The 22,840-nt window shown below is 43.5% G+C and carries 24 protein-coding genes; 20 read left to right on the top strand and 4 right to left on the bottom strand.

Annotation, left to right across the window (positions count from 1 at the left end):
* The first annotated feature begins 5 nt into the window (after positions 1-5).
* The 14 genes from lpdA (at position 6) to CHL1_RS16750 (ending at position 13,218) form a co-directional block, all read left to right on the top strand.
* Positions 6-1,385: a dihydrolipoyl dehydrogenase gene (gene lpdA, locus CHL1_RS16815; RefSeq protein WP_250934124.1), complete on the top strand. Its 1,380-nt coding sequence runs from the start codon at positions 6-8 to the stop codon at positions 1,383-1,385.
* Between the two features lie 19 nt (positions 1,386-1,404).
* Positions 1,405-2,163, top strand: a complete 759-nt coding sequence (locus CHL1_RS16810) for a type II glyceraldehyde-3-phosphate dehydrogenase (RefSeq protein WP_250934123.1) — start codon at positions 1,405-1,407, stop codon at positions 2,161-2,163.
* On the top strand, positions 2,157-2,432 hold the full coding sequence (locus CHL1_RS16805; RefSeq protein ID WP_250934122.1) for a hypothetical protein: 276 nt from the start codon (positions 2,157-2,159) through the stop codon (positions 2,430-2,432). Before CHL1_RS16810 ends, CHL1_RS16805 begins: the two co-directional genes overlap by 7 nt.
* A 13-nt stretch (positions 2,433-2,445) precedes the next feature.
* Complete coding sequence (locus CHL1_RS16800; RefSeq protein ID WP_250934121.1) at positions 2,446-3,699, top strand: phosphoglycerate kinase; 1,254 nt, start codon at positions 2,446-2,448, stop codon at positions 3,697-3,699.
* A gap of 46 nt (positions 3,700-3,745) precedes the next feature.
* Positions 3,746-4,915 (top strand): NAD(P)-dependent malic enzyme, encoded by a 1,170-nt coding sequence (locus CHL1_RS16795; RefSeq protein WP_250934120.1) that lies wholly within the window; start codon positions 3,746-3,748, stop codon positions 4,913-4,915.
* A 15-nt stretch (positions 4,916-4,930) separates the two neighbouring features.
* The gene (larAH6, locus tag CHL1_RS16790; RefSeq protein WP_250934119.1) at positions 4,931-6,181 is read left to right on the top strand and encodes a nickel-dependent malate racemase, LarAH6 family; all 1,251 of its coding nucleotides are present in this window, start codon (positions 4,931-4,933) and stop codon (positions 6,179-6,181) included.
* An 89-nt stretch (positions 6,182-6,270) separates the two neighbouring features.
* Positions 6,271-7,194 carry an NTP transferase domain-containing protein gene (locus CHL1_RS16785; RefSeq protein ID WP_250934118.1) on the top strand — a complete coding sequence of 308 codons (924 nt, stop codon included), beginning with the start codon at positions 6,271-6,273 and terminating at the stop codon, positions 7,192-7,194.
* Positions 7,195-7,313: 119 nt separating this feature from the next.
* Positions 7,314-8,150 (top strand): TylF/MycF/NovP-related O-methyltransferase, encoded by an 837-nt coding sequence (locus CHL1_RS16780; RefSeq protein ID WP_250934117.1) that lies wholly within the window; start codon positions 7,314-7,316, stop codon positions 8,148-8,150.
* A 16-nt stretch (positions 8,151-8,166) separates the two neighbouring features.
* Positions 8,167-8,922, top strand: coding sequence for a histidine phosphatase family protein (locus tag CHL1_RS16775; protein WP_250934116.1), 756 nt, complete (start codon positions 8,167-8,169; stop codon positions 8,920-8,922).
* 5 nt (positions 8,923-8,927) lie between these two features.
* Complete coding sequence (locus CHL1_RS16770; RefSeq protein ID WP_338078322.1) at positions 8,928-9,251, top strand: HD domain-containing protein; 324 nt, start codon at positions 8,928-8,930, stop codon at positions 9,249-9,251.
* A gap of 13 nt (positions 9,252-9,264) precedes the next feature.
* Positions 9,265-10,290: a molybdopterin-binding protein gene (locus CHL1_RS16765; protein ID WP_250934115.1), complete on the top strand. Its 1,026-nt coding sequence runs from the start codon at positions 9,265-9,267 to the stop codon at positions 10,288-10,290.
* A gap of 60 nt (positions 10,291-10,350) precedes the next feature.
* Positions 10,351-11,385, top strand: a complete 1,035-nt coding sequence (locus CHL1_RS16760; protein WP_250934114.1) for an XdhC family protein — start codon at positions 10,351-10,353, stop codon at positions 11,383-11,385.
* Between the two features lie 68 nt (positions 11,386-11,453).
* The gene (gene moaA, locus CHL1_RS16755) at positions 11,454-12,413 is read left to right on the top strand and encodes a GTP 3',8-cyclase MoaA (RefSeq protein WP_250934113.1); all 960 of its coding nucleotides are present in this window, start codon (positions 11,454-11,456) and stop codon (positions 12,411-12,413) included.
* A gap of 55 nt (positions 12,414-12,468) precedes the next feature.
* Positions 12,469-13,218 carry a sulfite exporter TauE/SafE family protein gene (locus CHL1_RS16750; RefSeq protein WP_250934112.1) on the top strand — a complete coding sequence of 250 codons (750 nt, stop codon included), beginning with the start codon at positions 12,469-12,471 and terminating at the stop codon, positions 13,216-13,218.
* Positions 13,219-13,311: 93 nt separating this feature from the next.
* On the opposite strand, the gene CHL1_RS16745 is transcribed toward CHL1_RS16750, so the two are convergent.
* The 3 genes from CHL1_RS16745 to CHL1_RS16735 form a co-directional block, all read right to left on the bottom strand.
* Positions 13,312-13,623: a putative quinol monooxygenase gene (locus tag CHL1_RS16745; protein WP_070370846.1), complete on the bottom strand. Its 312-nt coding sequence runs from the start codon at positions 13,621-13,623 to the stop codon at positions 13,312-13,314.
* A 257-nt stretch (positions 13,624-13,880) separates the two neighbouring features.
* Complete coding sequence (locus CHL1_RS16740) at positions 13,881-14,375, bottom strand: rubrerythrin family protein (RefSeq protein WP_250934111.1); 495 nt, start codon at positions 14,373-14,375, stop codon at positions 13,881-13,883.
* 217 nt (positions 14,376-14,592) lie between these two features.
* Positions 14,593-15,258, bottom strand: coding sequence for a GTP pyrophosphokinase (locus tag CHL1_RS16735; protein WP_070370848.1), 666 nt, complete (start codon positions 15,256-15,258; stop codon positions 14,593-14,595).
* Positions 15,259-15,602: 344 nt separating this feature from the next.
* Between CHL1_RS16735 and CHL1_RS16730 the strand changes: the two genes are divergently transcribed.
* From CHL1_RS16730 to CHL1_RS16715, 4 genes are all read left to right on the top strand, one after another.
* Positions 15,603-15,851 carry a GlsB/YeaQ/YmgE family stress response membrane protein gene (locus CHL1_RS16730; protein WP_070370849.1) on the top strand — a complete coding sequence of 83 codons (249 nt, stop codon included), beginning with the start codon at positions 15,603-15,605 and terminating at the stop codon, positions 15,849-15,851.
* 196 nt (positions 15,852-16,047) lie between these two features.
* Positions 16,048-17,106 carry a bifunctional glycosyltransferase family 2/GtrA family protein gene (locus tag CHL1_RS16725; protein WP_148638208.1) on the top strand — a complete coding sequence of 353 codons (1,059 nt, stop codon included), beginning with the start codon at positions 16,048-16,050 and terminating at the stop codon, positions 17,104-17,106.
* Positions 17,103-17,990 carry a phosphodiester glycosidase family protein gene (locus tag CHL1_RS16720; RefSeq protein ID WP_250934110.1) on the top strand — a complete coding sequence of 296 codons (888 nt, stop codon included), beginning with the start codon at positions 17,103-17,105 and terminating at the stop codon, positions 17,988-17,990. The genes CHL1_RS16725 and CHL1_RS16720 overlap by 4 nt, the downstream gene beginning before the upstream one ends.
* Positions 17,965-18,447, top strand: coding sequence for a hypothetical protein (locus CHL1_RS16715; RefSeq protein WP_250934109.1), 483 nt, complete (start codon positions 17,965-17,967; stop codon positions 18,445-18,447). Before CHL1_RS16720 ends, CHL1_RS16715 begins: the two co-directional genes overlap by 26 nt.
* Before the next feature lie 137 nt (positions 18,448-18,584).
* Here the strand turns inward: CHL1_RS16715 and CHL1_RS16710 are convergent, their stop codons facing one another.
* Positions 18,585-19,478, bottom strand: coding sequence for a sensor domain-containing diguanylate cyclase (locus CHL1_RS16710; RefSeq protein WP_250934108.1), 894 nt, complete (start codon positions 19,476-19,478; stop codon positions 18,585-18,587).
* A gap of 155 nt (positions 19,479-19,633) precedes the next feature.
* On the opposite strand from CHL1_RS16710, the gene cax reads away from it, so the two are divergent.
* Positions 19,634-20,677: a calcium/proton exchanger gene (gene cax / locus CHL1_RS16705; protein WP_070370857.1), complete on the top strand. Its 1,044-nt coding sequence runs from the start codon at positions 19,634-19,636 to the stop codon at positions 20,675-20,677.
* 147 nt (positions 20,678-20,824) lie between these two features.
* Positions 20,825-22,813, top strand: coding sequence for a serine hydrolase domain-containing protein (locus CHL1_RS16700; RefSeq protein WP_250934107.1), 1,989 nt, complete (start codon positions 20,825-20,827; stop codon positions 22,811-22,813).
* Positions 22,814-22,840: the final 27 nt, after the last annotated feature.

Genomic DNA, 22,840 nt, shown 5'->3' with positions numbered 1-22,840 from the left:
ACGTTATGAAATATGATGTTGCAGTTTTAGGAGGAGGCCCCGGGGGATACGAAGCAGCGATTCGCTGTTCTCAGTACGGTCTCAAAACAGTGCTCATCGAAGCAAGAGAACTTGGCGGTACCTGTTTGAATCGTGGTTGTATTCCGACCAAAGCCTTGCTTCATGGCGCCGAATTTTACGATGAAGCAAAGGGTGCCCAGGAGTTTGGCGTGCTTTTTAACAATCTCGCATTTGACTATGAAAAATTGGCAGCCCATAAAGATAAGATCGTCAGCAGATTAAGAAAGGGCATTGAAGGTCTTGAAAAAGCCCATGGCGTCAACGTCATTAAAGGCTTTGGGGTACTAAAAAATGCGAATGAAATAGCAGTAAATGGGGAAATGGTTGTTGCCGATCACATCATTCTGGCCACCGGTTCCGCCCCCTTTTTACCACCCATTCCAGGCGTTGAGAATAAATCGGTTATGACCAGCGACGAAGTTCTGGAAATGAAACAGTGTCCGGAAAGTCTGGTGATTATCGGAGGCGGCATTATCGGCATCGAATTTGCTACCTTATACGCATCGCTGGGAAAAAAAGTGACAGTTATCGAAATGCAGCCGGATATTCTAAAGGGAATTGACAAGGAAATTGTTAAGGAACTGTCCCAGATTCTTAAGCGAAAAGGGGTTCAGATTATCGCTGGTGCCAAGGTGACTGGGATTGAAGAAGCGGAAGAAATTACCGTGAATTATGAAAAAGATGGACAGCTGAACCATGCTACCGGATCCCATTGCATTGTCAGTGTTGGTCGAAAAGCGCAAATCGATCAGATCGGTTTGGAATCTGTTGGCATTAAGCGCAATGGCGGATTTGTTGAAGTTGATGCCTATCTGAGAACCAATATCCCTAACATCTATGCGATTGGTGATATCACCGGAAAAATCCAGCTGGCTCATGTTGCCACAAAACAGGGGATGGTTGCTGCCGAAAACATTATCGGCAAACAGCAGCGGATGAACTATGAGGTGGTACCTTCCTGTCTTTACACCAATCCGGAAATAGCCTGGATTGGCCTCAGTGAAGAGGAAGCAATCAAGGCTGGAAAGAACATAAAAATCGGACGTTATGGTGTCGGCGGCAATGGCAAGTCCAGTGTCATGGGACATAGCAAGGGACTGATCAAATTGGTCTGCGACCATGCCACTGGCGAAGTTTACGGTGCTCAGATCATGGCCCCCAGAGCCACTGATATGATCGGAGAAATTGCAATAATTATGGAATGCGAAGGTACCATTGAAGAATTATCAGACACCATTCATCCTCACCCCACCGTTTGCGAAATTATTCTAGAGGCGGCTCACGATGTGGAAGGGCTGTGCTGTAATGCACCACCAAAGAAATAAAATTCAGGAGGAAAATATAATGAAAAAAATTAAAGTAGGCGTAGCAGGATATGGCGTCATTGGTCAGAGACTGGCCGACGCAGTGGCATTGCAAGGCGATATGGAATTGGTAGGGGTTGCTGATTTAGCACCGACTCTGTCAATCCGGGCATTAAAAGAAAAAGGGATGCCTTACAACTTGTTTTTAGTGGACATGAACCGGAAACCAGAGTTTGAAGGCCTGGAAATTCCTATTGCCGGATCGTTTGAAGACCTGGTCGATCAGGTTGATATTATGCTGGATTCTTCACCAGGCGGTGTCGGCGTTAAAAACAAAGAACTCTACGCATCAAAAGGCGTGAAAGCTATTTTTCAGGGTGGCGAAAAGAATTCAGTCGCTGATGTCTTTTTCCATGGCTATGCCAATTACGAACAGGGCGTTGACCAGGATTATTTGAAACTCACCAGCTGTAATACCACCGGCCTGATTCGTGCCGTTGATTGTCTGGATCGAAACTGTGGTGGGGTCGAAAAAGTAGCCATAACCATTATCCGTCGGGTTGCCGATCCCGGTGATTATCACCGTGGTTTAACCAATGCGCTACAGGTTGACAAGGCGCCTTCCCATCAGGCTGTTGATTTAATGACCATTATGCCTCATGTTGAAGCCACAGGCGTGCTGGTTCATACACCAGTAACCCATGGGCATATTATCACCGTTCTGGCCACTGGTAAGAAAAAAATCACCAAAGCAATGGCCTTGGAAGCATTCAAAAACATCCCCGTATTCGGGTGGTAAAAATTGATGATGGTTTCCAGGGAAATGCCTCCTTCTTCCGATATGCCAGAGATCTGGGCAATACCAGAGGTGACATGTATGAAATAGGATTATGGGAAGATTGTATCGTCGAAAGCGGAAACGATATTATGTTTGCCATCAATATTCCTCAGGAAAGCGTCACCATTCCCGAAACAATAGATGCGGTCAGAGCGGCTACCGGGATGCAGCAAACCCGAGAAGACGGTACAGCAGCTACCAACAAATATTTAAATTGCCAATGCCGTTAAGGGGAGTGGACCAATGAAATTTGGAATTAAAACTCTGGATGATTATCAGTTTTCGGGAAAAACAGTGCTTCTGCGGGTGGATATTAACCAGCCGGTGGACAAACAAAAAAATATCTTAAAAGATATTACGAGGATCAAAGCCTGTGTACCGACCATCCGGGAATTGTCGGATAAGGGCGCAAAGGTGGTTATTCTGGCCCATCAGGGCAGTGATATCGAATATGAAAACTTTTATACCACCGAACCGCATGCAAAAGTTTTAACCGAACTGCTTAATAAAGAAGTGAAATTTGTTGAGGATGTCTGCGGACCCACTGCCAGAACTGCGATTGCAGCTTTGAATGATGGCGAAATTCTGCTATTGGATAACGTTCGTTTTGTCTCGGAAGAACAGACCTTATTTGAAACGAATTTAAAATTAAGCCACGAAGACCAGGCTAAAACCCTCCTGGTGAGAAAACTGGCACCTCTGGCTGATCTATATGTCTGTGATGCTTTTGCAGCTGCCCACCGGGATCAACCCTCCCTCTGCGGTTTTGAACAGGTACTGCCGTCAGCGATGGGAAGATTGTTTGAAGAAGAGTACAGTGTCCTGTCGGAAATTACCGAAAATCCGGGCAGACCATCAGTCTTTGTTTTAGGCGGTGCCAAAATATCGGATGCCTTTATCATGATGAACTCGGTGCTGGGAAAAGGAATCGCCGACACGGTTCTGGCCGGTGGTTTAGTGGGAAACATCATGTTACTGGCAAAAGGATATGACATCGGCGCAAGTTCAAAAGCCTTTATTGAAAAAAGAGGGTTTAATCAATACATTGAAGATGCCAAAGAACTACTGGAAAAATATGGGGTGATGATTGAATTACCGACGGATTTAGCCTATCTGGATGACGGGGTCAGAAAAGAAGTGAAACTGTCTGATTTGCCGGTTGATGAAATGCTGGTGGATATTGGGCACGAATCAACCCAAAAATTTCAGGAGATCATCCTTGGCGCCAAAACAGTTTTCACCAACGGACCAATGGGGATTTTTGAAGAAGAAATCACCGAATACGGCACCAAAAGTGTCTGGGATGCCCTGGGAAAAACCGCAGCTTACACCGTTATCGGCGGCGGTGACAGCATTACTGCTACCAACAAATATGATTTAAGCGAAAAAATTGATTATATCTGCACTGGCGGTGGTGCCCTGATCCGGTTTTTAACCGGCGAAACCCTGCCGGTTGTCAAAGCATTGATGCATGGTTCAACGATAAAGGAAAAATAAAAACGGACACCAGACACTAAGAAGGAAATTTAGAGAGGTTATTAAAATGGATTATGCACAAGAATCACTAAAACGCCACTATCAATGGAAAGGGAAACTGGAAGTTAATTCTAAGGTTTCCGTAAATAACAAGGAGGATCTGTCTCTGGCTTACACCCCGGGGGTAGCCCAACCTTGTCTTGAAATTCAAAAAGATATCAGCAAAAGTTATGAACTGACTGGCCGTTGGAACACCGTAGCCGTCATCAGTGACGGAACTGCGGTTCTGGGTCTGGGGGACATTGGCCCGGAAGCAAGCATGCCGGTCATGGAAGGTAAATGCGTTTTGTTTAAAGAATTTGGCGATGTCGATGCCATTCCGCTGTGTATCCGTTCCAAGGATGTGGATGAAATTGTTCAGGTGGTTAGTCTTCTGGTTGGCAGTTTCGGTGGCGTGAATCTTGAAGACATTGCCGCTCCCCGCTGTTTTGAAATTGAGAAACGACTCAAGGAAATCTGCGATATTCCCATTTTCCATGATGATCAGCATGGTACCGCGGTGGTCACCCTGGCGGCGGTGTTAAACGCTGCGAAATTAACCGGTAAAAATATTAAAACTATGAAAGTGGTCATGAACGGCGCCGGATCGGCGGGTATAGCCATAGCCAAGCTGCTTTTGCAGGTGGGTGTTTCTGACATCACCATGTGTGACCGCGTTGGTATCATTTATGATGGACAGCCGGGTTTGACGCCGGATAAGCAGGAAATTGCGCGGGTAACCAACAAAGAACGAATAAAAGGAAGTCTTGCCGTTGCAATCAAGGATGCCGATGTGTTTATTGGGGTATCCGCACCGGGTACCGTCACCCCAGAAATGGTGCTGTCCATGAAAAAAGATCCGATACTATTTCCAATGGCCAATCCCATCCCGGAAATCATGCCGGATCTGGCCTTGAAAGCCGGAGCAGCGGTTGTTGGTACCGGACGCAGTGACTTTGCCAACCAGATCAATAACGTCTTAGCCTTTCCGGGGATTTTTAGGGGAGCACTGGATGTTAGAGCCAGCGATATCAATGACGCCATGAAAATCGCCGCTTACGCCATTGCCGGTTTGGTAACCGATAACGAGCTCCGTTCTGATTTTATCATTCCCAATGCTTTTGATCCCCGCATTAAAGACGCAGTCGCCAAAGCGGTGGCAAAGGCGGCTGAGGAAAGCGGTGTCAGCCGCATCTAGGGGTTGGAGTCAGTTATGAAAATAGATATAGCAATTGGAAAAGAAAAACAAGTGGTTGATATTCCTGACGAAAATCTGGCAGCAATCTTAACACCAAATCCTATCGAAGTGACAACAAAGGGTGAAGAGGCCGTCTGTGCGGCGCTTCAAAATCCCATTGGGACAGCCGCGTTAAAAGAGCTTATTAAACCAGGTGAAAAGGTTGTGATTATTACCAGCGATATTACCCGGCCATTGCCATCACATGTCGTATTACCGCCGATTCTTCATGAACTGAAAAAGAAGGGCATCCGGTGTGAAGATATAACCATTGTCTTCGCTCTGGGGAGTCACCGAAAACATAGCCCCGAAGAAATGAAAAAACTGGTGGGAGATTACATCTATTCAACCGTCCGCTGTGTGGATGGCGATCCAAAAGATTTTGTGAATATGGGAAAAACAAAGCATGGCACTCCAGTAGATGTGACCCGGATTGTAGCTGAAGCAGATCGCCGCATTTGCCTGGGTAATATAGAATACCATTATTTTGCCGGCTACAGTGGTGGGGCCAAGGCAATTATGCCTGGCGTTTCAACCCGGGCCGCTATTCAGAAGAATCACAGCTGTATGGTCGATCCATTGGCGGTGGCTGGAAAAATTGATGACAATCCGGTGCGACAGGATCTGGAAGAAGCAATTGAATATTGTCCCATTGACTTTATTGTCAACGTCATTCTTGATGAGAAAAAAAATATTATCCATGCCGTGGCCGGACATTATATCGAAGCCCATCGGGAAGGTTGTAAATTCCTGGATCAATTGTACAGTAAGCCGATCGCTGCCCTGGCAGATATTGTGATTGTCTCGCAGGGAGGTTCACCCAAGGATTTAAATCTCTATCAAACTCAGAAAGCCCTGGACAATGCTAAACATGCCGTCAGAGATGGCGGCATCATCATTCTGGTAGGGGCTTGTGAAGAGGGCTTTGGCGAAGGTGTCTTTGAAAAATGGCTGTTGGCAGCTGATGATTCCCAATCTTTAATTGAACGGATCAAAAATGATTTTCAATTGGGGGGGCATAAAGCGGCAGCCATTGCCATGGTTCTGGAAAAGAGCGAGATCTTTTTTGTTTCAAAAATGAAACCGGAAGTGGTTGAATCCATCTTTATGCAGCCCTATATCACCGTTCAGGGGGCCTTAAAGGCCGCCTTTAACAAACTGGGTCACGATTGTAAAGTCCTGGTAATGCCCCATGGTGGCTCAACCCTACCAATTTTAAAACAATAGCATTATCATCAAAGTTTTGTTTATTAGTATTTGTTTATAGGCCGACTCCTTCAATGGAGGAGTCGGTTTTATGCGAAAGAGGTGATTAAGTGAAAAAAATAAAGGAAGGTGCTATCATTCTGGCAGCTGGCATGTCCTCGCGAATGGGTGACTTTAAACCGGTCCTTAAAATAGGCAATTTTTCAATCTTAGAGCGAATCATTTTAACCTTTCAGGACGCCGGGATCACAGAAATTATTGTGATTACCGGAAATAAGGCCAGAATTGTGGAAGAATTGGTTAAAGAACTGAACGTTACCTGTCTTCATAATCATGATTTTGCCACCACTCAAATGTTTGATTCGGTGAAAATCGGTTTGCGATACCTGGAACATCAGTGTGAACGCATTCTCATTACGCCCATCGATATTCCTTTGTTTACGAAAGAAACGGTGATGAAACTGACGGCTTCAAAAGGGGTGTTTGTGAATCCTGTGCATTGTGGTGTAAAAGGGCATCCCTTTATGATTGACACCCGGGTTTTGCCAGAAATATTAGCTTATACCGGAAACAAAGGCTTACTGGGCGCTGTTGAGAGCTGTAATTATGAACAGATCGAGGTTGAAGTCGAAGACGAAGGCATTTTGCTGGATGCGGATACCAAAGATGAATTTAAAAGCTTGTTGGATTTATATTATAAACGAAAATTAAAACCAAAAGTTCGAGTCAGCGTGGAAAAGGAAGCATCCTTTTTCGGTACCGGTACTGAACAATTGCTAACTCTAATCAAGATCGGCGAATCGGTTAAAAGCGCCTGTGGAAAAATGAATCTTTCTTATAGTAAGGGTTGGAAAATGATTAATCAGGTTGAAGAACAACTGGGTTTTGCGGTCGTTTATCGGAAGCGTGGGGGAATGAACGGCGGAAAAACGATCTTAACGGAAAAGGGAAGCGAATTTTTGGAAAAGTATCAGAGATTTGAAAAGGAATCTCAAAAGAGCGTTAATGAAATATTTGATCGTTATTTTTTTTAAAAACGAATTGTTTTTTGAAATAACTCGATCTTAGGAGTAAGGAAAAAGTTAAATATTTGATAAGGTTTTTTTAGGATGATCAATGTTTTGAAAAAGCGCAAAACGAGGAGGTATATAATATGAAAGCTGCAATATTCGGAGCCGGACAGGGCGGAAATGCCTTAATAAATTTAATATCCAGTGATTATGAAATTGTTGCCTGTTTTGATAATAACCCTGACAAGTGGGGGTCAATTGTTTCGGGATTAAGCGTCAAGCCGCCGGATAAACTTCTGGATGATAACCCGGAGATTATTTGGACTGGCAGTTTAAACGCTGATGCGGCAATTGATATAGAGAATCAAATTAGAGGCCTGGGGTTTGGCGGAATCATTAAACATGCCAGTGATTTTAAGACAAAATATGATCTCCGACTGGCGGAGTTGCGGCTGATTGGCGATGAAATACAAAAGCGCCGGATCGCCGGAGCCATTGCTGAATTAGGCGTCTATCAGGGAAAATTTGCCCGGGAACTGAATCAGAATTTTCCGGATCGCAAACTGTATCTCTTTGATACCTTTGAGGGCTTTAAGCCGGAAGACATTGCCATTGAAAGGGGTTTGTCCAAAGCCAAAGTTGGGGATTTTTCTGATACCAGTGAAGCAGCTATTCTCAATCAAATGCCCTTTCCGGGGCAAGTTGTGATTATAAAAGGTCGATTCCCCGAAACTATTCCAGATCAGGAAATTCAATATGCCCTTGTCAGTATGGATGCTGATTTGTATGAACCCACTCGGCAAGGCCTTTCGTATTTTTATCCCCGGCTCAGTTCCGGTGGAGTAATGTTAATCCATGATTATAACAGTATGCAGTTTCCCGGGGTGAAAAAAGCGGTTGATGAGTATTTAAATGAGCAGAAGTTATTTTTAATTCCGCTCTGCGATTTTCATGGTACTGCCATGCTCATCAAAGCATAGATGTTGATTAAAGGACATGAGAAGCATATATCTAATTCGTCATTGCCAGCCAGCGTTTCCAAACGGGGTAAAATGTTGTCTTGGGAAACTTGATTTGTCATTGAGTGAAGAAGGGCGACTTGAGGCAAAAAAGTTGGCAGACTATTTTTCTAAGATCGCATTATCTATGATTATTACCAGCCCGCTGGCGAGGAGCCGGCAAACTGCCGAAATTATTTCAAATGGCAGATATCCTATTGTCTCTGTTGCTGAATTAGAGGAGATTGATACGGGATTGTGGGACGGATTGCCGTTTGATTTGATAAAACAAAAGTATCCAGATGATTATCAGCAGAGGGGAGAAAATTTGGCTAGAGTACCCTTTCCGAAGGGGGAATCGTATCATCAAGTTTTGATGCGGACAGAGCCGTGTATTGAGAAAATGATGAAAAAATACAATGGAAATTTGGCCATTGTTGGTCATGCCTGCGTCAATCAGGGATTGTTGAGCAAGTGGATGGGGTTGGATTTGGAGCAGGCGCTTGGGCTACACCAATCATATGGGAGCATTAGTCTGATTGAAATGGATGAACATTCTAAAAAAGTAAAGTATGTAGGAAAAAATTTAGAGGCAATTCCGGATCAAGATGAGTGCCAGGCTATTTTAGAAAGATTTCATGTCGGTGAGGACGTTAGAAATCACGGAAGATGTGTCTGCAAACTGGCATTGGAATGGACGGATCTTTTGATACAGAAAAATTATAATCTGAATCGTAACTTGATTGCTGCTTAGCAGCGCTGCTTCATGATATTGCCCGGGCTGAAAAAGAGCATGCACAAATTGGTGCAGATTGGATTAACAGAGAAGGTTACCCCCGTGTTGCGGAGGTGATTGAGTTTCATCATCTTCTTTCAAGTTATGATGAAGAGCGAATTACAGAAAAAACCATTGTCTATTTGGCAGATAAAAAGGTATCAGGGTGCCAACGGATCAGTATTGATGAACGGTTTAATAAAAGTAGAAAAAAATGTACTACTTTGGTAGGAAAAGTTAAACATCGTTTAGCTTATCTACAGGCAAAAAAAGTAGAGAGTCTGTTAGAAGAAGCGATGGGTTATTAAAAGGAGAAGAACAATGCAATTAATTGAAACAACCAACGCTGTTGGCCATGTACTCTGTCAGGATATTACCCAGATCATTAAAGGAGTCACCAAGGATGCAGTATTTCGAAAAGGCCATATGGTTAGAGCAGAAGATATTCCGGTATTATTATCGGTCGGCAAAGAAAATCTCTATGTCTGGGAAAAAGAAGAGGGGATGCTTCATGAAAACGAAGCGGCTGAAATTCTTTATGGCCTTTGTAAAGGCGAAAACATGCGGCCATCAGAAATCAAAGAAGGCAAAATCGAACTCATCGCTACCTGCGATGGGGTGCTTAAAATTGATTATGATAAAATGAATCGGGTGAATGCATTGGGCGAGATGATGATAGCCAGCCGACATGGAAATTTCCCGGTTAAAGCGGGAGATTTACTGGCGGGAACCCGGGTTATTCCGCTGGTGATTGCTGAAAGCAAAATGAATCGGGCTAAAGAAGTCTGTGGAGAAGGATCGATTTTTCAGATCCGGCAGTATGTCCATAAAAAAGTGGGGATTGTTACCACCGGCAGTGAAGTCTATAACGGTCGGATTAAAGATACCTTTACCCCGGTTATTGAAGAAAAGTTGGCTGAATTTGATGTCGAAATCATCGGGCATCAGATTACAGACGATAATCATGAGATGATTACCGAGTCCATTATGACGCTGCTAAACCAGGGAGCTGATATGATCATCTGTACCGGAGGAATGAGTGTCGATCCCGATGACCGTACTCCTCTGGCGATTAAAAATACTGGCGCAAAAATGATCACATATGGGGCCCCGGTGCTTCCCGGAGCGATGTTTTTATTGGCATATTACAAAGGCAACATCCCCATTGTGGGCCTTCCCGGGTGTGTGATGTATGCCAAACGGACCATCTTTGATCTGGTATTGCCGCGGATCATGACTGACGAACGGTTGCGAAAAGGAGATTTTACTGCTTTGGGGCAAGGTGGCCTTTGTCTTTCCTGTGACAGTTGTACATTCCCGAACTGTGGGTTTGGAAAAGGCGTTTAAAAAGGTTGTGGTTTTAAAAAATGCGAAAAATAAAGACAGATAAAGAGTAGGGGATAAGTTTTGAGTAATCTATATGAACTAATTAAAAAAAGCGATGCTAACCAGAAATATCTGGTCGCAACTGTGGTGGAAGGTGAGCATTTGGGTGAAAAGGTATTTGTATCCCTGGATAAAATTGTTTATGAAACGGGAAAAAGCAGTTTTTTGAAACATCATATTAAAATAATATTAAAACAATTGGAAACAGGAGTTATTACTGTTGAAGGGAACCGGATTTTCTGCGAAATATTACAGCCGGATAAAAAGTTGGTGATCTGTGGGGCTGGTCATGTTTCCATTCCGATTATAAAAATAGGACTACTGGCTGATTTTTCGGTTAGCGTCATTGAAGATCGTTTTACCTTTGCAAATGATGCCCTTCGGGCTGGGGCAAAACAGGTGATCTGTGAACCCTTTGAACAGGGACTTAAAAAAATCGATGGGGATAAAAATACCTATTTTGTCATTGTCACCCGGGGACATCGTTATGATCAGATTTGTCTGGAAGAAATCATCAAAAAAGAGCATGCTTACATCGGCATGATCGGCAGCAAAGTCCGGGTAAAGAAAGTTAAGGATCAGTTGGCCGAAAAAGGTGTGGATATAAAAAAACTGGAAAGAGTACATACACCCATCGGTTTAAATATTCGCGCAGAAACGCCGGTTGAGATTGCGATATCCATTATGGCCGAAATTGTCCAGGAAAAGAATCTAAAAAAGCAAAGCAGCGGTTATTCCAAAAAAATACTTGAGAGATTAAATGCAATTGAAGAGTCAAGCGAAAGAAAAGTCATGGCGACGATTATCAGCCGGAAAGGTTCGGCCCCCCGGGAAGTGGGAACTAAGATGCTAATCTATCCGGATGGCCGAACCGTGGAAACCCTTGGTGGTGGTTGTGCTGAAGCAGACATAAAAATAAGAGCCTTGAGTATGCTAAGCAGTGAAAAAGAAAAATCGGAGCTGCATCAAGTTGATATGACGGGATGGCAGGCAGAAGAAGAAGGTATGGTTTGCGGGGGGATTATCGAAGTATTTCTCGAAAGCATTGGGTTATAATAGCTATTCCAGAAAAATACGGATCAATGATGCGGTGACCATCGATAAAAAGAAAGTTGGATAAAATTATGCTGGATCAATATGGAAGAAAAATTGAATATATGCGGATCTCAGTGACTCAGAAATGTAATCTGAAGTGTATTTACTGTGATCCGGATGGTGAAAACTGCAAGGACAGCAAAGATGATAGTTTAACACCACGAGAATTTGAAAAGGTTGTCCGGTCCATGGTTGAGGCGGGGATTAAAAAAATCAGAATTACTGGCGGAGAACCGCTGTTGAGACGGGATATCTGCGAAATTATTTACAGAATATCGGAGATCGATGGTATTGAAGACATTGGCATGACAACTAACGGTATTCAGCTCTTGAAAATGGCGGCTGATTTAAAAGCAGCTGGACTTCACCGTCTCAACATCAGCCTGGATTCCCTGAAGCCAGAGAAATTTAAATTCATTACCGGTGGCGGAGATCTGAAAAAAACCATGGCTGGAATTGATCGGGCTTTGTCGTTAGGGATGACGCCAGTAAAGATTAACACCGTTTTGATTAAGGGGATCAATGATGATGAAATTGATGACCTCATCGAAATGACAAGGGATCGGCCGATTGAAATCCGTTTTATTGAACTGATGCCGATGGGGAGTTTTGGCGAAGATAACCGGGATAAGATTATTCACAATGATGATTTAATTGCAACAAGACCCGGTCTTCAATATCTGGAACGAACCGATAAGGGTTCACCGGCGGTTTATTATCAGATGGCCGGTTACACCGGTAAAATCGGGTTTATTTCACCCATGACCCACCAATTTTGTTCCGACTGCAACCGCATTCGTCTGACTTCCGATGGAAAAATCCGGCCTTGTCTGGGAAATAACGGAGAAGTAGATATTCGGGAAGCCCTTGACCTTAAAGCTGATAATTTCAATCAAATTGTCAGACAGATTATTTTGGATAAGCCAAAAGGACATCATTTCGGAGCGGATTTTACATCCTCACGAAGAATGAATATGATTGGCGGATGATTTAATGGAATCAAAAAATTAAATGTCATACATAACGAACGTAGGGAGAAATACGATGGAAATATTTCCGGATTTAGAACTGGTTCAGTGGCTTTGGGTTATTTTGGCGGCACTTTTAATTGGTGTATCAAAGACAGGCATCAGTGGTTTGCTTACATTGGTAATCCCGATATTAGCAGCTGTATTCGGCGGAAAAGCATCAACAGGAATCATCCTACCGATGCTGATTGTGGGAGATGTTTTTGCACTTTTTTATTATAAACATAATGCAAAACGAGAAGATATTCTTAAATTACTACCGTGGACTTTTATGGGACTGATATTCGGTTTAATCATTGGTGGGTATATCAATGATGAACAGTTCAAAAGCCTGATTGCACTTTCAGTGTTACTTTGTTTGTTTTTATTGATTTATTTCGAAAAAAAAGGCGATCAGTTGAAAATCCCCGACAAAACCTGGCTGCATGCTTCAGTGGGAATTCTTGCTGGGTTTACATCGATGATCGGAAATGCGGCCGGTCCCATTTTTAGTGTCTACCTACTGGCAAAAGGCGTGGATAAAGTAAATTTTCTGGGAATGACAGCATGGTTCTTTTTTATCGTCAACGTCACGAAACTTCCCATGCAAGTATTCATCTGGCATAATATTACGGTTCAGACCTTTGTACTGACGGGGTTAATGATCCCCTTTATTGGCATCGGTGCGGTTTTTGGGGCTTTTATAATTAAACGAATCAATGAAAAAGCATTCCGGTATTTAATTATTGGGATGACAGCAATTGTCGCATTGAAGCTCTTTTTTTAATAGAAGTAATCCTCAAAAGTTAGACATCTGATCGTATAAAATGGTAATAAAGCTCAGTACTTCGACAATCACTTTCGGATGGCTGAGCTTATTTTACTGAGTGGTACAGATATAAAATTTCTCAATCTGGGTATGCATCAAATACTCATTTTTACAAGACTGTAATTGTTTATAGTGCTCGGTTTGGGTATGTAAAGCCAAAGCTTTACTATCTTCCCAAATTTCTACAAGATATAATTGATCATCAGAATTAAGTGGATAAAAATAGTCGTATCTGATATTTCCAGATTCCTGCTTTGACTGTTCAACAACGCCAAGTTGAGTTAATGTCTTAATAAACTCGGTTCTTTTTCCCGGTTTTGTAGTATAGGTTACATTTAGTAGTAGGTTTTCTTTCGTTTTCATTTTTACCTCCATTGTTGAAAAATTTAATAAAAAGGCAACCTTGAAATACGGTTGCAGGTCTAATTGAAAAAGATTATACAGTGTTTGATTCAATAGGGATAGTTAGAACGAGAACTTTTCGGGTTAAGTATACCTTTTTATAATAAAGAACGCAAGCAATTAAACGATAATCGATTAAAAAAACCAGAAGTTCTATGCTACTCATGAGCACGATACTTCTGGTTTTATCAAGTTAGGAGATAAGAAAGACGCAGGGTTTAGTATTTAATAAAGCTGGTTCCGGGAACGCCACAAATGGCGCATTTATCAGGTACGGCTTTTTCAATATTACCGCAGAGGGGGCAGAGGTAGTAGAAAACTTCTTCGCTCTGATCGAGGTTTTCCAGGGCTTCCTGATAGAGTCGGGCATGAACCGCTTCAGCTTTCATGGCAAAGGTAAAGGTTTTAATGGCATCCTGATTACCTTCAGCTTCCGCTGTTTTTAGAAAATCCGGATACATCTCTGTAAACTCGTGGGTTTCGCCAGCCACGGCGTCTTTTAAGTTTTCAGCAGTGGTATGGATCTTTCCGGCGACTTCAAAATGTTTTAAGGCATGCAGGGTTTCAGCATCGGCGGCAGCTTTAAATAATTTAGCCGCATTGATTTTTCCATCAGCTTCAGCTTTCTTTGAGTATGCGGTGTACTTTCTGTTTGCCTGGGACTCTCCGGCAAACGCCTCCATAAGATTATTAAGTGTTTTTGATTCTGACATTTGTTTTCCTCCATATTAATATTTTAGTTAGGTAGTATAATTGATCAAGATTCTGGAAAGTTAGGGGTGCAATCCAGAAGAAAATTAGATCAACTTATAAAATAATAATTACTAAACAGTAATGAATATAAATAAGATAGCATAGAATAATCAGAGTGTCAATAAGATATGCAAAAAAAACATAAAAAAACCGAGGTGATGGCCTCGGTATCGATTATTATTGGTCGCAGTCGTTTGTCGTAATTTCCTCATAGATCATCTGCATTTCCTCATCCAGTCGGGTAATTGATTCGGCACAGTATTTGAGCCGCTCCCGGAGGCCTTCGGAGATATCGCTATGACCTTTGTATTTGAGCTGATGTTCAAGACTGGCCCAGAAATCCATGGCGATGGTACGAATTTGGATTTCCACCGGAACGGATTCGGTTCGCTCGGCCAGAAAGATGGGCACCAGTACAATCAGATGAAGGCTGCGGTAACCATTTTTTTTGGGCTCATTGATATAATCATTTTTACGGATCAGGGTAATGTCATCATGGCGCAGCAACAGGTTGGCAATCCGATCGATGTCGTGTAAATAGTTGCAGATAACACGAACGCCAGCAATATCCGTCAGGTTTTTACGGATGTTTTCAGCGGTGATTTCCAGCCCTTTTTTCTGCATCTTTCCGGCGATGCTCTGGGGGGATTTCAGCCGGTACTCCATATGATGGATCGGGTTATGGTCATATCTGGCCTGGAACTCTTCATCCAAAATTTCCAGCTTAGTTTTTATTTCTTTGATGGCAGCCCGGTAAATCTGCTGCTGTAGGAGAAACTCCTTTAAACTACCATTCATGTCCAGGTCTTCAGAAAAGGGGAGTTCAGTCGAATTAATCTGCATGATTGTATTTCACTTTTATCAGTTAAGAGTAGAAAGTGCCTTTCTATAGTTAATCGTGGCTATGGTAAAGAGTGAATCGCAAAACGTGGTAATCTCAATAGAGGCTACAACTAATTATTTTAACGCTAAAAGCTTAGATGCAATTTAAGTTTAACCGACTAAAAAAGTTTTTAAATAATAGAGTGGAGAGAAAGTGGGGCAGATGAAAACGATGAAGTTGGAAGGTTTGTTTAAAGATAAGCGGGTATAATAGCAAATAGAAGTAAATTAGGTAATTGCGAAATAAAATCCAAGATGGAAGGAAGCGTTGCAAGTACCTCAAAATTAAGAAAGGATGTGATAATATGGGGTTTTTTAGCTGGATTATCCTTGGTGGTTTAGCCGGTTGGCTGGCCAGCATGCTGACAAAAAACAATGAAAAAATGGGACTCATTAAAAATATTGTCGTTGGAATACTGGGCGCCATGATTGGTGGTTTTGTATTTGGCTTTTTCGGAACCACGGGAGTAACCGGATTTAATCTTTGGAGTATTTTTGTTGCCTCAGTGGGAGCAGTAATTCTCCTTGTGATTATTAATTTGTTCACAAAATAAAATGGTTTAACTTGATGTTTTACGTGGTCGGAAAAGAGATGCGGTTTATCTCTTTTCCGACCTTTTTGTGTTTGGCTAAAATCGCATCAAAATCGGGAAGGCTTTTGAAACAAAGCGTTAAAATTCAGAACCCAATCACAAAACAATCACTTTAGGACGATAGAATGCTGACAAGAACATAAAGGAGGTCAGCATTATGAAAGCTGTTGTGATTATTCCGGCTCTGAATCCGGACGAAAAATTGATCACCTTAGTTGAAAAACTAAAACACTATGACTTAACAACAATTATTATAAATGATGGCAGTGCCCCCGGGTATGAAATCATCTTTGATATTTTAAGAGAAAAGCTTGACTGTGTGGTTCGGGTTCACAGCAAAAATATGGGTAAAGGCGTCGCATTAAAAACGGGGATGGCCTATGCTGCCAATATTTATCCCGATGCGCCGGGCTATGTAACGGCGGATGCCGATGGACAGCATGCACCGGAGGACATCTTAAACGTAGCCAGGATGCTGGAAGAAAACCCGGCCAGCCTGATTCTGGGAACCCGGGATTTCAATAATGTAAAAACTCCCTTTAAAAGCAAGTGGGGTAACCGCATCACATCGCTGGCTTATTTATTGAGTACCGGAGAGCGGTGTCCGGATACTCAAACCGGACTGCGGGGAATTCCGATGAGTTGGACAAAAGAGTTACTAAAGATTCCCGGTGACCGCTATGAGTATGAAATGAATGTGCTGCTGGAAGCTGGTAAAAGCCGAATTCCCTTTGTGGAAGTCCCGATTGAGACCATTTATTTGAATGAAAACAAAGCATCTCATTTTCATGCGATTAAAGATTCAGCCCGGATCTACCTGAATATTCTAAAATTCAGTTTATCATCTTTTGTCTCGGCGATTGTGGATAACTCGGTCTTTACGCTACTGATGCAAATTGCCTTTGGAGCGACCTCACTGGGAATCCTGGAGGCAACCATTATCGCCCGGGTGATGTCCGGCGGGGTCAACTATCTGCTTAATAAGCACTGGGTTTTTCAAAATACCGATCGGGAAGGGAAGGCGGCATTGCAGTACGCCATTTTATTTATCAGTCAGATGCTGTTAAGCTGGTTCTTTGTCTCCAGTTTAAGCAGTTTACCGATTCACCTGACGGTGTTAAAAATATGCGTTGACACGGGATTATTTATCGGCAGTTACCTGATTCAGAAAAATTTTATTTTCGGGGAATCGAGGAAGGAGTATCGTCTTAAATGATCAAGTTCTTTTCAAAACCGTATCGTTGGGCAGGGATATTTTCGCTCCTGCTGGTGGGGTTGTTTACCTTTGTGCTAATGGATACTTTTGTGCTTCAGAAATCAATGGTGATTGTGGCACCAGAAACAAGTGCCGAAACGTCCACAGCGGCAGAAACCGAACCGGTGATTACCGCAACATCTTATAGTGATGAAAATATCCAGATTAGCATTGAAACCATTTTGAAATATGATTCGACCATTTATGTGGCGGATATTCAGGTTTCGGATGCGGCCTATCTGAAAACAGCCTTTGCCAATAATACCTATGGGCGAAATGTCAAGGCCAAAACGTCAGATATCGCCGCTGCTCAAAATGCCATCTTTGCCATCAATGGTGACTATTACGGCTTCCGGGACGACGGCTATGTTTTGCGTAATGGCATTATCTATCGGGATAGTGCCAGTGAGAATGAGGCCTTGGTTATTGATCAGAATGGCAATTTTTCGATTGCCGATGAAAATGACGTCAGTATGGCATCATTAAGTGAGAATTGGCAGGTGCTATCATTTGGGCCAGCCCTGGTTGAAAATGGTGACATCATGGTTGATAGTAGCAGCGAAGTGGGGCAAGCCAAGGAAAGCAATCCCCGTACGGCCATCGGACAGATTTCAGCGGGACATTATCTGGTGATCGTTTCGGATGGCCGGACGGATGAGAGCGAAGGGCTTTCACTACTTCAGTTGGCCCAGGAATTTAAAGAACGAGGCTGCACCATTGCCTACAATCTGGATGGCGGCGGATCATCCACCATGGTTTTTAATGGCGAAGTGGTCAATAATCCCACCGACGGCCGCAGTATTGCAGAACGGGAGGTCAGTGATATTGTTTATTTCGGGTATTAAAATAAAAAGCAACAATAATAGGATCCGTAAAACCATCGTGGTTTACCTGCTACTGGCGCTGGTGGCTGTGGCCGTCAATCTGATCTATGGTTTTTTTGGACACGGGGTCCGTGCAGCGGCCATGACATGGATGTTTTTATACCCATTATTGGGTGGTGCGTTGGGGTATTTGTTGATTGGTCGCTACCTGGCCTTTATTACCCGGTTTGTCGTTTATCGCATGGGTTATAACAGTTACAATTCGGGGCTTGCCGCTCTAACGGTGGGGAGTTTTCTTAAAGGGATTCTGGAAATTGCCGGTACGAATTCCCCATATCTGATAATTTTTTTCTTCCTGGGTTGGGTAGCGGTTGGCATCGGATTGATGGTATTTGGCTTTCTGGCAGTGACCAACCAGCGGTTGTTAAAGACTGAAAAAAGAATGAAAAAAACAGAAGAGACGGTCATTCGTGAATAAGGTGAATCCGTTTAGAATAATCATTGCAGCATCAGAAAAAGCAAGTGAGAGCGCTTTTTGAAAGCTCACTTGCTTTTTTGGTATGCGGACAAGAGTTTGCTTGATACTCGATAAACAGGGGGAAAAGCGGTTATCGATCATAAAGCAGGTCGCTGCTCAACTGAATGTGGGGGTTGTTTGGAGCGACTGTTTTTGATCTCATACAATTTTTTGTCGGCCTCAATGATGACCTTTTCCAGGATCACCTCATGATGCATCTGGTATAATCCAAAACTGGCACTGATACGGATCAGGGTATCATTATATTTTATTTCGATGGTTTCAAGGACATGCTTTAATCGGGCGATCAGGATCGAAGCTTCAACATAATTGGTATTGGACATCAGCAAAACAAATTCATCACCACCATAGCGACCAAACAGATCGAAGGCCCGAATGCTTTCATTGATGGTTTTAGCCACCGTTTTTAAAACCAGATCCCCAGCATGGTGGCCAAAAGTATCATTGATCGTCTTAAAGTGATCAATATCGATCATGACAACACAAAGATCAGCATCAAATCGTTTGGCTTTGGAAAATTCAACATTGGCCAATTGTTCAAAATACTGGCGATTGTAGATTCGGGTCAGACCGTCACGCTGTGCCAGATCCCGCAGCTTCTGGCCTTCCACCTTATCGGTCACGTCCATGCAGCTACCAATATAGCCGGCAAATTCATGGTCACCGATATAGTAGGGAACGCCCCGGTCATTGATCCAGCGATAAACACCATCCTGGCGTTTAAGCCGGTATTCCATTTCAAAGGATTCTTGTTTGGCAAAGGCTTCCAAATATACTTTCAGGCACATGTCAAAATCTTCGGGGTGAATACCTTCGGCCCAGCCATTTCCCATTTCCTGAGTCATTGTCCGGCCAGTAAATTTCAACCAGGTGGTGTTAAAATAATTACACAATGTATCGGTTCCAGCCCGCCAGATCATATTGGGTGAGGACTCAACAATGATCCGGTACTGGTCATTATCCAGTTTCATGGAAATACCTCCAGAAAATTAAATATTAACGGTTTAGAGTTAATACTTATTATAGCCTGATATTGTTATCTTTGCATTTATTTTCTTTAAGGTTTGTGGTATTCTTTTACCAGTGTCAGGGAATCAGAAATTAAGAACGAGGATAGTGAGTGTAGATGAAGATACTAAGGTTTTTACTGATTTTTGTGCCGATAAGTATTGTCGGAGAATTCATGCACTTTTCACCCACCGTGATGTTTATTTTGTCAGCTTTGGCGATTATCCCCCTGGCAGGCATCATGGGTGAGGCAACCGAAGAAATTTCTTTTTATTCGGGACCCCGTGTCGGCGGCTTTCTCAATGCCACCTTTGGCAATGCCACCGAACTGATCATCGCCTTTTTTGCCATGCAGGCTGGCTTGTTTGACGTGGTCAAAGCGTCTATTGCCGGTTCGGTGATTGGTAATATTCTACTGGTGTTAGGGGCCAGCATGCTGATGGGAGGGATTAAGTTTAAATCCCAAACCTTTAATAAGCAATCCATTGAGGTGTCGTCCAGTATGCTCTTGTTTGCGGTCATTGGTTTAACCGTTCCGGCGATCTTTACTCATACCGTGGCCGCCGATCTTCTCAATACCCGTTATGAGGGTCTCAGCATTACGGTAGCAATAATCATGTTTGCCATTTATCTGATGAGTCTGTACTTTTCTTTTTACACCCATAAAGATATTTATGCGGCGATACCAGAGGAGGAAGCTACGCCCAAGTGGTCGCTTAATAAGGCGATTGCTGTTTTAATTGGCGCAACGGTCCTGATTGGGGTTGAGAGTGAGATGTTTGTGGGAGCAGTTGAACCGATGACCGAAGCCATTGGCCTCAGTGAGTTTTTCGTCGGGATTATTCTGGTGCCGATTATCGGCAATGCGGCTGAACACAGCACCGCGATTGTGATGGCTTATAAAAATAAAATGGATGTAGCGATGGAGATCGCCATTGGATCCAGTCTCCAGATGATTCTTTTTGTTACGCCAGTGCTGATTTTTTTGAGTCTGCTGTTTACGCCGATGAGCATCATTTTTAACGAGTTTGAACTGGTGGCCCTGGTATTGTCGGTACTGATTGCCAATCGGGTGGCTAGTGACGGCGAATCCAACTGGCTGGAAGGGGTTCAGCTGCTGGCAGTTTATCTGATTATGGCGGTGTCGTTTTTTATTTTATAATCAAGAAAACTGAAAATAGGAAGCCCTAAAAACAGATATGTAATAACTATCTGTTTTTTTATACGAAAAAAGGTTGATAAACTAAACGTGTTGGGGTAAAAAAGAAATAGCAGAAAAAATTGTGGATGATTTTTGAAAGGAACGGTAATGAAAAGAAGAATTTTGATCTGGGGATGTTGTTTGATAATGCTGGGATTGATGTTCTCGGGGTGTAGCTCCAAGGCAGAACCCAAAAGCTATGAAAAAACCATTGAGACGGCACGAACGGAGATCTGGAATGCCATTTCAGCAGGCGGGGCCTCCAGTGCCACCGTGGCGATTATGGACAATGGTAATCTGGTCTATGAAGAAGGTTTTGCCATGGCTAACCGGGAAGCCGGGCTTGCGGTAACCAAAGACACCCAGTTTAATATCTGTTCGGTCAGCAAGGTGTTTACCGCTGCGGCAGTCTTGCAGCTTTGCGAAGACGGAAAACTGGAGTTGGATAAACCGGTGGTTGATTACCTGCCGGAGTTTACCATGGCTGATAGCCGCTATCAGGATATCACGGTTCGAATGCTGTTAAATCATACCGCCGCCTTGCCCGGAACCTATACCACCAATGCCGAAACAACGGAGCCGGACCCAGACTATACCCAAAAATTTCTGGCCTATCTGGCTGGTACTGAGTTAAAGGGCGATCCCGGGAAGGTAAGTGTCTACTGCAACGATGGTTTTACGCTGGCCCAAATTCTGGTCGAGAAGAGTTCCGGCCAATCTTTTTCTGATTATCTGGCGACCAATATTTTTACAAAAGCCGGGATGAAAAATAGCAGTTGTTATTTTAAAGCCGATAACACCGACATTGCCCGGAAATACAACGAAGATGGCAGCGCTGCTCCAGTGGAATATATAAACAGCCTTGGTTCCGGCGGGATAGCCGCCACCGCCGCTGATTTATGTCGTTATGGCCAGGCCCTGTTTCAGGGCAAAATTTTAAGTGAAGCGATGGTCACCGAATATACCAGTCCCCAATATGGGGACCAAACCGTGCCTGCTGGAACACCCCTGTATCCGTATGGGTTGGGCTGGGACAGTGTGGCGGTGGCCGATTTTGAGCGCCAGGGGGTGACGGTGATTGGTAAAAACGGCGGCTCGCCCCAATATAATTCGCAGTTATATCTGCTGCCGCAGGAAAATATCTCGGTGGCCATTGTTTTTGCCGGAAATGCCGATGTCACTGGCGTTGCCAATGATATTGTCCAGGCGCTGCTTGATGAAAATGGTCTCAGTGAGGGTTTGGAAACGGAGACAGCAGAACCAACGGCAGCCACCATCCCCGATGAGTTTCTGGCTTACGCCGGGATTTATGGCGATGGTGGAGCGATTGTAAAGATTGAATTCAATAACGAGAAAAATGCCATGATTTATAAAAAATATGACGGCAAGACCTTTGAAACCCAGGGCACCTATCCCTATCTCAGTGATGGTTATTTTCATTTACCGGTGGGCTATCGAGCTGGTTTTGCCAAAAATTTCGGCCAGGAATTTTTTATGATCTATGATCAAAGCAGCGATGCTGGTTTTGTCTCAGGGCAGAAAATGGCGGCAGCAGCAGCAGCGCTGGATACCAGCCAGTTTAGCGGAAAATCATGGATTCCCACCAATCTTTCGGCCATTGACGCCAATGCGATGGGCGTAAAAACCGGGGTTGTGACAGAGCTGCCGGGTTATCTTTATCACACGGCCAATGGCGGCTACACCCTCTATGGCTTAAAAGATGCGACCACAACCCAAATGGTGCTGCCCTACGGCAGGGATCTGGCCCAGGCGACGATTGCCGAAAACAACGGCCAAAGGATCTTAACCATCATGGATTATCAGTTTATCAATACCGCTTCCGTGGCGTCGCTGCAGAACGATGAAGCGATTGTAATTGGCAGTGATGGGCAAAGTATCTGCCGCAAGCTGGATAATGATGGAACCTTCAGTGCGGTTATGCCAGAAGGTGGCCGGATTGTGATTTATGGTCCCGATCTGCAGCGAGATTACGACAGCAGCAGTGGCGTCGCCGAAGTAATCCCAGTGACAGCCGGTTCTTATCTGGTCTTTATCGGTGCGCCGGGAGCGACATTCACTTACGCGTATACCGTTTAGTGGGGCAACATCGACAGGAATTATAAA

The organism is Acetobacterium wieringae (assembly GCF_023700225.1).
GTDB classification, from domain to species: domain Bacteria; phylum Bacillota; class Clostridia; order Eubacteriales; family Eubacteriaceae; genus Acetobacterium; species Acetobacterium wieringae.
This window is presented reverse-complemented; position numbering and strand designations above follow the sequence as displayed.